Annotated in this window: 8 protein-coding genes; 5 read left to right on the top strand and 3 right to left on the bottom strand. The window is 28.7% G+C overall.

The features are described 5' to 3' along the window. The first annotated feature begins 30 nt into the window (after nt 1-30). A complete protein-coding gene (locus QEJ31_RS15365) occupies nt 31-1128 on the top strand; it encodes a thioredoxin domain-containing protein (protein ID WP_280591476.1) in 1098 nt (365 codons plus the stop codon). A gap of 2 nt (nt 1129-1130) precedes the next feature. Here the strand turns inward: QEJ31_RS15365 and QEJ31_RS15360 are convergent, their stop codons facing one another. Beyond that, complete coding sequence (locus tag QEJ31_RS15360) at nt 1131-2216, bottom strand: hypothetical protein (protein ID WP_280591475.1); 1086 nt, start codon at nt 2214-2216, stop codon at nt 1131-1133. A gap of 168 nt (nt 2217-2384) precedes the next feature. On the opposite strand from QEJ31_RS15360, the gene QEJ31_RS15355 reads away from it, so the two are divergent. Next, nucleotides 2385-3017, top strand: coding sequence for an EcsC family protein (locus QEJ31_RS15355; protein ID WP_280591474.1), 633 nt, complete (start codon nt 2385-2387; stop codon nt 3015-3017). 10 nt (nt 3018-3027) lie between these two features. Here QEJ31_RS15355 and QEJ31_RS15350 read toward each other — a convergent pair whose 3' ends face one another. Both QEJ31_RS15350 and QEJ31_RS15345 read right to left on the bottom strand, forming a co-directional pair. After that, entirely contained in the window at nt 3028-4005 is a 978-nt protein-coding gene (locus tag QEJ31_RS15350; protein ID WP_280591472.1) for a GTP-binding protein, read from the bottom strand. 51 nt (nt 4006-4056) lie between these two features. Continuing rightward, complete coding sequence (locus QEJ31_RS15345; protein WP_280591470.1) at nt 4057-5040, bottom strand: FliG C-terminal domain-containing protein; 984 nt, start codon at nt 5038-5040, stop codon at nt 4057-4059. 92 nt (nt 5041-5132) lie between these two features. Between QEJ31_RS15345 and QEJ31_RS15340 the strand changes: the two genes are divergently transcribed. Genes QEJ31_RS15340 through QEJ31_RS15330 form a run of 3 tightly spaced genes read left to right on the top strand, consistent with a single transcriptional unit; the run spans nt 5133 to nt 8463 of the window. Further along, a complete protein-coding gene (locus QEJ31_RS15340) occupies nt 5133-5576 on the top strand; it encodes a hotdog domain-containing protein (protein ID WP_280591468.1) in 444 nt (147 codons plus the stop codon). A 3-nt stretch (nt 5577-5579) separates the two neighbouring features. After that, on the top strand, nt 5580-7619 hold the full coding sequence (locus QEJ31_RS15335) for an acetoacetate--CoA ligase (RefSeq protein WP_280591467.1): 2040 nt from the start codon (nt 5580-5582) through the stop codon (nt 7617-7619). A gap of 10 nt (nt 7620-7629) precedes the next feature. Further along, a complete protein-coding gene (locus tag QEJ31_RS15330) occupies nt 7630-8463 on the top strand; it encodes a histidine phosphatase family protein (protein ID WP_280591465.1) in 834 nt (277 codons plus the stop codon). Nucleotides 8464-8485: the final 22 nt, after the last annotated feature.

Here is an 8485-nt window from a genome sequence, read left to right as displayed (position 1 = left end):
CCTAGAATTCAATTTTAGGGGGATACTTTGATGAAGAAGCGGATCAAATTATTTTATTTTTTTTTATATGTCTCTGGAGTGCTAACAGGATTACTTCTTTTTCTAGCATATCATTTTATTCAAAATAAATTTTCTTTAAATCAAAATATATTGGTAAAAAAAATTGTTAAAATAGATGATAAAGATTGGACAAATGCTGATTTGCCAAATGATTTGATTTTAGAATATACCAATATTGAAAATAATATTTATAATGCCGAAAAACGCTTTGCAGATCATTTAGCATTAAGAATTATACTAGCCAAAGAACAAAAGAAAAATTTTGATAAAAATTACATTCCAAGTTTATTTGATCTTGTAAAATTTAATCAGGCTACTGAAGAAGATGCATTGAACTATTATAATAAAATGATGAAAGAACATGGTGCTAATGTATTTGCAGGCCAAGGATTTGATAAATTAAAAATTCAAATTCAATTTCAACTTAATTATGAAAAAATGAATTTAATTTCTGAGCAGAAAATATCAGAATTAATAAGTAATAAAAAATATACAACATATATAAACCAACCTTTAGGTGATCCTTTACTATTTGATGTGAGTGTATTTCCAAAACGTGGAAATATGAATACGAATATATCTTTAATTAGTATTATTGATTTTACAAATCCTAAAAGTATTGATCTAGAAAATAAAATTGAAGATATTTATAAAAAATATGGGGGAAAAATTAATTTTATAAATATACCTTATACTGCAAATTTAGATTCGCAAAGTGGCTATTTTGCAAAAGGTGCATTTTGTGCTCAAGAGCAAGGTAATGACAAATATTGGGATTATTCTAGAAAAGTTCTTGCGCAGATAGCAAAGAATAGTAGTAATGAAAATTTAAAAAGTGATGAAATTAAAAAGAAAGTAATAAGTATTGCAGGAAATACGAAAATTGAGATAAAAAATTTTAGTACTTGTTTAGAATCTAGAAAAATAAATGATACATTAATTTCTGTCCAAAATAAATTATATTCAACAAATGGTTTTAAAGGATCACCTACTTTATATATAAATAAAAGGGAATTGAATTTTTCTATGAATGAATTAGAAAGTAGGATAAAAAATGAAATTAATTAATATTACTCCAGATCTGCTGTAAGGCGAATTGAAATACCAACCTCTGTATAATCAAAAGTAACGGGTTGCACGTATGTTGAATAATGGTTATAATATAATCTTCCTCTTAATTCCCAGTCTTTGCTAATTAATAATATTACTAAAGCTCCTTCGTAACCTTTTCCATAATCTGAATTGTATATTTCATTGTTATATTTTGTATTTAATAAAAAACCAATTTCACTATTAAATAAAATATTGTCAATTGCTAAAAAATTAATACCTCCTAAAAATTTTGCTTTTATATTCGACATTTTTTCAATTTTTAATGTATTATCGCTAATAGCTCTTACAACTAATGTATCACCATATGATATTGTAACTTCAGAATAAAATAAATAATTAAATTTATAATTTAGACCTAAAAAATAATTTGTTAATCTAATTATACTGTCTCCAATTACAACACTAGAATCGGATTGTATAATTTGGGAAACAGCATAATTAATTCCTAAGAAACTTTTAAAGTCACTTGTCCAATGTTGAATTAAACCTAATTCAACAAAAGGTATTGCCCTTGATAAAAGCTTTGCTTCAGTACCTGTTGTAGAATCAATTTCAATCAATCTTAAGTATTTTATCCCTCCTTCTAAGAATAATGAGTGAAAATTTGCATCTATATTTCGCTCGCTATTCTCTTTTTCTGATTTGTTTTCAAGTAAACAAATACTTTCACCTTCTGGAAGTATAAAGTTGTAATTTGAAATATTAGGATTTACTTCTAGTGTTTTTTTTAAAAATCCATTTTCTCCATAAATTGGAAAGTACTTTTTTTTTCTTAAAATACTAGTAAGAGTTTCTCCTTCATTTGTTTTATATAATTCACATGAAATATTTTTTGGTTCATTTAAATGTATTACTTTACTTTTTTTTAATTCATCAAAATTAACTTCATGTGATTGGTGATCAATTTTATTAAATTCAATTTCTGTATTATTATTTAATTTATTTGAGTTTTCCATAGAAAAAGAAAGATGAAAGTTCAATAAAAGTGAACAGGTAACGAAAAACAAATATTTAGATTTTATATTAAAAGTGATCACTTTCAATCGGTTGCTTTCGTAATAGAAAATTCATTCATATATTCGTTATATTTTAAGATTTTATAAAATTTTGTTTTTATTTTACCAAAAATTTGCTACATAAGGATAAATTTTCCTAGCTTATGCAAGTATTCTGGAAATTTTACTACTTCTTAATAATTTAAAGGTAAATAAATGGTAGAAAAATTAAATGAATCATTAATTTTAAAGACTTTAAATTGGGCTTATGAGAAAGCCTTAACTCAAAATTTACCTGGTTTGGATAGTGCTTTTACTTTAGCAGAACAATATTTAAAACAAGACGGTTCATTAGAAGAAAAAATTGATAGTTTGATCCGTTGGCAGAACACAAAAGCTGCTACTTTAGGTTTTATAACTGGGTTGGGCGGTATTATTGCTATTCCTGTAACATTACCTTCTAATATTGCTGGTGTATCTTTCGTCCAAATCAGAATGATTGCTGCTATAGCAATTATGAATGGGTATGATGTGCATGATGACCGTGTGAAAACAATGGTATTTGCTTGTTTGTGCGGATCTGCTGGGGCAGAGATATTGAAAAAAGTTGGGATCAATATAGGTTCTAAAGTTTTGCATAATGTGATTCAAAACATTAGTAAAGAAACTATTATGCAATTGAATAAAGCCATAGGCTTTCGTTTATTAGCAAAATCCGGTGGAAAGAGCCCAATAGTTCTGGGTAAAGCAGTTCCATTACTAGGTGGGGTTATAGGTGCTGCTTTTGATGGAATAACCACAAATGCTATAGGAAATGTCGCAAAAAAAGCATTCCTTAAAAACATTTAAGAAACAAATGTTACTTAGCCACGCAAAGGGATATTCCTTCTTCCAAAACATCTTTTGGTAAATGACGACCAATAAAGACAATTCTTGTTTTCTTTTCTTCATCAGGTAGCCATTCTCTATCTTCGTTACTTCCCATAGTAGTATGCACACCTTGGAAAACAATTCTTTTAGATTCATTCTTAATATATAATATTCCTTTATATCTTAAAACTTGATTTCCTAATTCATTTAAGACGAGTTGCATAAAACGATTTACTTTTTCAATATCCAGTGGTCTATTTTCTTCTAGATATATACTTTGGATAGCATCATCATGTGAATGCTCATGATATTCTTTTGTAATGTCTGGATTTATTTCAATTCTTGCTTGAAGATCAAATGCATTTATTGCAAGAACTTCACCAATTTGTACATTAGAATTAACAGTTCTAAAAAGTTTTGCAATTGGATTAATTGTTTTTATTTTATTTTCTACTTCTTGAAGTCTTTTCTCATCAATTGTATCAACTTTATTTAATAATATAACATCAGCAAAACCTATTTGATCTTGAGTTTCTTTTATTTCAGCCAAGTTCTGATCAATATGCTTTGCATCTACTACAGTTACAACAGCATCGAGATAAAAATATTTACGAAGATTTTCATCCATAAAAAAAGTTTGCGCGACAGGGCTTGGATCAGCCATGCCTGTAGTTTCAATAACAACATGGTCAAAATTTATTTTCTTTTTAATTAAATCAAGACAAATTTTAGTGAGATCTCCGCGCACCGTGCAACAAACACAACCATTATTCATAATTTTTAATTCTTCACCAATGCTTTGTACGACAAGTTCAGAATCTAAATTAACATCACCAATTTCATTTAGAATTACGGCTATTTTTTTTCCATGATTTTCTTGTAACATTCTATTTAACAGAGTAGTTTTTCCTGATCCTAGAAATCCAGTAACTACGGTAACAGGAAATTCTTTTTGCTGTTGTGTCATTGAAGACTCCATAAGTAAAGGGTAACAACTACCCAATTTTTAATTTTCTTCTTATACCAAAGTTTCTTCCCAAGGAAATGTTATTTTCCCCTTTTCCTTTAGTTCTATAGCTTTTTTTATAATAGTTGAAACAGCATTTTCAACTAGTTTTTTTTGTACCTTCCCATTTTCCCACTCACCTTCAATTAAATGTCTCCTTTTTTTTGCAACACAGGAAAGATATTTTTCTTTTATGGACTCATCTTCTAAGCGCAATCCTAAAGATAGAACTTGATCGCTTAAATTCGAACATAATATACTAAGATGATTACTGTTTAGTTCGGAAATGCGAGACAAAGTGAGCAAATCATATGCTATTTTATTAGCTAAATCGGGATTTTTAGAGCCTAATCCAGCAAGTAATTGAGTTCTAAATTCACTATTCGTCGCTTGAAGCATTTGAGTTATTTTTTCTATCCCATTTGGGGTCGAATTTCTTAAATTCATGTTTTTTTGTAATTTTTCAAGCTCCTCATGCACATTTTCAAGTTCAGGGGTGTCAACATGATTCAAGATACTAATTCTGAGAAGAATCTCAGTCCTAACATTTTCATTAACTTGTCTAAAAATAGAAGAACATTTATCAGGAGAGGCAATTGACAATATGAGAGCAATTGTTTGAGGATGTTCAAGTTTTAACCACTGAATTAAAATTTTTTCATAAATATTATCAAGAATTTTTCTAATTTCATCAAGTAGATACGAGTCTGAAATAGTTTCTATCCAACTTGGATCTTTTAATGTTAAATTTGCTTTAGATAAAATTTGTTTCGCTCTATCTAGTGTAAAAGCTCCATTGTAAGAATCTATTTTTTTAACAAGTTCAACGAATTCTTTTGCTAATTTTTCAATATCTTTTTCACTTAAAGTAGGTAAACGCGAAAAGGCTCTTAGAATTTTTTTCGTTTCAAATTCAGGAATGTTTTGGATAAGTTTTGCAGCATTTTCTTCTCCTGCTAAGGCAAGAATTGCAGCAGCTTTTTGGCTGGGAGTCATGTACTTTTTCCTTAATGATTTGATTTTTTATATTCATCCCTTTATTTTAGCATTTTTAAACTGGGTTAACCTAACGCTCTTGAGGCTCAAGTATGTCAAGTATAAATCAAATAAGGGTTGCTAACCCAAGTGAAGTCAATATCAATAACAGAACATATATTCGTGTAACATCGCATTTGGTGCTCAGCGCACATTTAAATGCAGGAAATAATTTATTTGGAGGATTGCTAGTACAGTGGGCAGATGAATGTGCAGGAATTTTTGTAATGGAAATTTTAAAAACTCATCATGTGGTAACAAAAAAAATTTCTGAAGTGTTATTCAATGAACCAGCAAAACTTGGTGATGTGTTAGAATTTCTATGCTGTGTAAAAGCAATTGGAAAATCTTCAATAACTGTAGAATGTGTTTGTCGTGCAAAACAGATTGACACTGAGGACAGACTCCGTACTATTTTAAATTGTGACCTCGTGTTTGTAAAAATAGATAAATTTGGTAGATCTACACATCATAATTTTGTTTTAGAGGAAAGTTAACTTATGTTTAAATCCCATTGTATTCAAATGTTTAATTCAGTTGAGAGTGAATGTCTTTGGGAGCCTTCGGCAGAAAAAATAAAATCGGCAAATTTAACTTTATATAGAAATTATCTTAATCAAAAATACAATCTTAAATTAACAAATTTTAAAGACTTATATTTATGGTCAATAGGTGAAACTGAAAATAACAAAGATTACCATTCAGTAGTATTATTTTGGCAAAGTATTTTGGAATATAATAATATTATTCATGACAATTTTGGAGAGTATAATGTTCTAAATATTGATAATTTTAAAAAAGTAGAATGGTTCCCATCTGTTAAGTTAAATTTCACGCAAAATTTATTGAAAAAAAATGACACAGATTTAGCAATTGTTTTTCGCGGTGAAAATTTATTTGAAAAAAAATTAACATGGTCTGAACTAAATATACATGTTTCTAAAATGCAACAGTTTCTTATTTCTATAGGTATTCAAAAAAATGATTGTGTTGCTTTTTATGTACCGAACATACCAGAAACAATAACTATTTTTTTAGCCGCAGCTAGTTTAGGAGCAGTTTGCTCATTTTGTTCACCAGATTTTGGAGTGCAAGGAGTCCTAGATAGATTTGGACAAATTGAACCAAAACTTTTAGTTTATTCAGATTCAAGTATTTATAATGGAAAAATTATTCAAGATTTTAAAAAATTATCAGAAATAGTAAGTAATTTAAAATCATTAAAAAATATTTTAGAAATCAATTACTTTAACAAAGAAACTGATAATAGTGATAAATTAAATTTACAAAAAGATCTAAAATATAGTAATTATTTATCTACAGTAAAAAAATTTGAGTATAAAGAAATTTTATTTCCCAAATTTGCTTTTAATCATCCTCTTTTTATAATGTATTCTTCTGGTACAACAGGTATTCCTAAATGTATTGTACATGGCACTGGTGGTACTTTAATTCAACATATAAAAGAGCATAAACTGCACTGTGATTTTAAAGAAGGTGATAACGTATTTTATTATACAACTTGTGGTTGGATGATGTGGCAATGGTTGGTTTCAGCCCTGGCATCAAACTGTACAATTATGCTTTATGATGGTTCTCCCTTTTCACCTTCTCCTGAAATACTATTTGACTATATTGATACAGAAAAAATCCGATTTTTTGGAACTTCTGCAAAATATATTGATGCTATTAAAAAAAGTAATTTTATCCCAAAAAAGAAATACTCTCTAAATAAGTTAGATATTATTGGATCAACTGGGTCACCACTTCATGACGAAAGCTTTGAATTTGTATATCAAAATATAAAAAAAGATGTATGTTTATCATCTCTGTCTGGTGGAACTGATATTATTTCTTGTTTTGTATTAGGAAATCCAATTGGGAAAGTTTTTAAAGGAGAAATTCAAACTCCTGGACTTGGGATGCGGGTAGAAATATTTAATGATTTAGGTAAAAGTGTTAAAGGCGAGCAGGGTGAATTAGTTTGTACTTTACCTTTTCCTTCGCAGCCAATTTATTTTTGGAATGATCCAAATAATTTAAAATTCTATGGTAGTTACTTTAATAAATATAATAACGTTTGGCAGCATGGTGATTGGGCGGAAATAAAATCTTCAGGTGGCATTGTTATTTATGGGAGATCTGATGCTACTTTAAATCCTGGTGGAGTTAGAATAGGTACTTCTGACATTTATCGCCAAGTAGAACAGTTTGAAGAAATATTGGAATGTATAGCAGTCGAGCAGAAATGGCAAAATGACACAAGAGTAATTTTATTTGTTAAACTAAAAATAGATAAAGATTTAACTTCTTCATTAGTAAGTGAAATTAAAAATAAATTAAAAATAAATTGTTCTCCAAGACATGTTCCTGCAAAGATAATTTCAGTTCCAGATATTCCAAGGACAAGATCTGGAAAAATAGTTGAGACGGCTGTTAAAAGTGTGATAAATGGATTGGAGGTTAAAAATAAGGAGGCAATGGCAAATCCTGAAGTTTTAACTTATTATGAAAATCATCCTGAATTAAGATTAGAATAAAGCACATCATATGAAAAAAATAAATCCTCTTGTTATTTTATTTAGACATGGTCAGACTGATTACAATGCAGAAAAACGATTTCAAGGGCAGCAAAACTGTCCATTAAATATGAATGGGTTGGAACAAGTCCAAAAAACAGGTGATACTATTAGTGAATTATTAACAGATATTTTTATGAAATTTCCTAATTCAAAAATAATCGAATGTCGAACATCAGATTTACAGAGATCTTTTTTATCTGCGAAAGTTGTAAGTAAAGTAATCTCAACTCGTTTAGGAGAAAATTTAAATTTTATTTGTGATCCAAATTTGCGAGAATACCATGCAGGTGACTTAGAAAACTATACAATTGATGAATATCTTGGAAAAAATCCAGGAAAGTTAGAAAAATATTTTTCTGACTACAAAGATGATCCATTAAATGCCAAATATCCTGGTGAAAATTCAGAGTCTTGGAATATGGTTTCCAAAAGAATTCTTCCTTATCTTTTAGAATTAAATAACTTCTTTTCCAATCAAGTTAATGAGAATCCTCAAATTGATTTAATGCAAGATGGTACTTCTCAGGATATTTTTATTTGGTCCACACACGGAGGAGTTATAAGAAATTTTTTAAGTCTAATGCAAGTTTGTGATTTCAAGACTTCATATATCGAAGTTGGGAATGGGGACGTTCTATTGCTAAAACCAGCTCAATTATTGCAAACACAAGGTTCCACAAACAAAATAGAATATTCAGCTGCAAACCAGAATAGCTGTTCTGTCTCTTGGGAATTACTAAAACACGTTAAAATAGGTGATTCAATTACAGTTCTTACAGATATATCTACCCATATCAAGTAAACCTTAAGCCGTCAAAAATTAA

It is taken from the genome of Pigmentibacter sp. JX0631 (assembly GCF_029873255.1).
Lineage (GTDB): Bacteria > Bdellovibrionota_B > Oligoflexia > Silvanigrellales > Silvanigrellaceae > Silvanigrella.
This window is presented reverse-complemented; position numbering and strand designations above follow the sequence as displayed.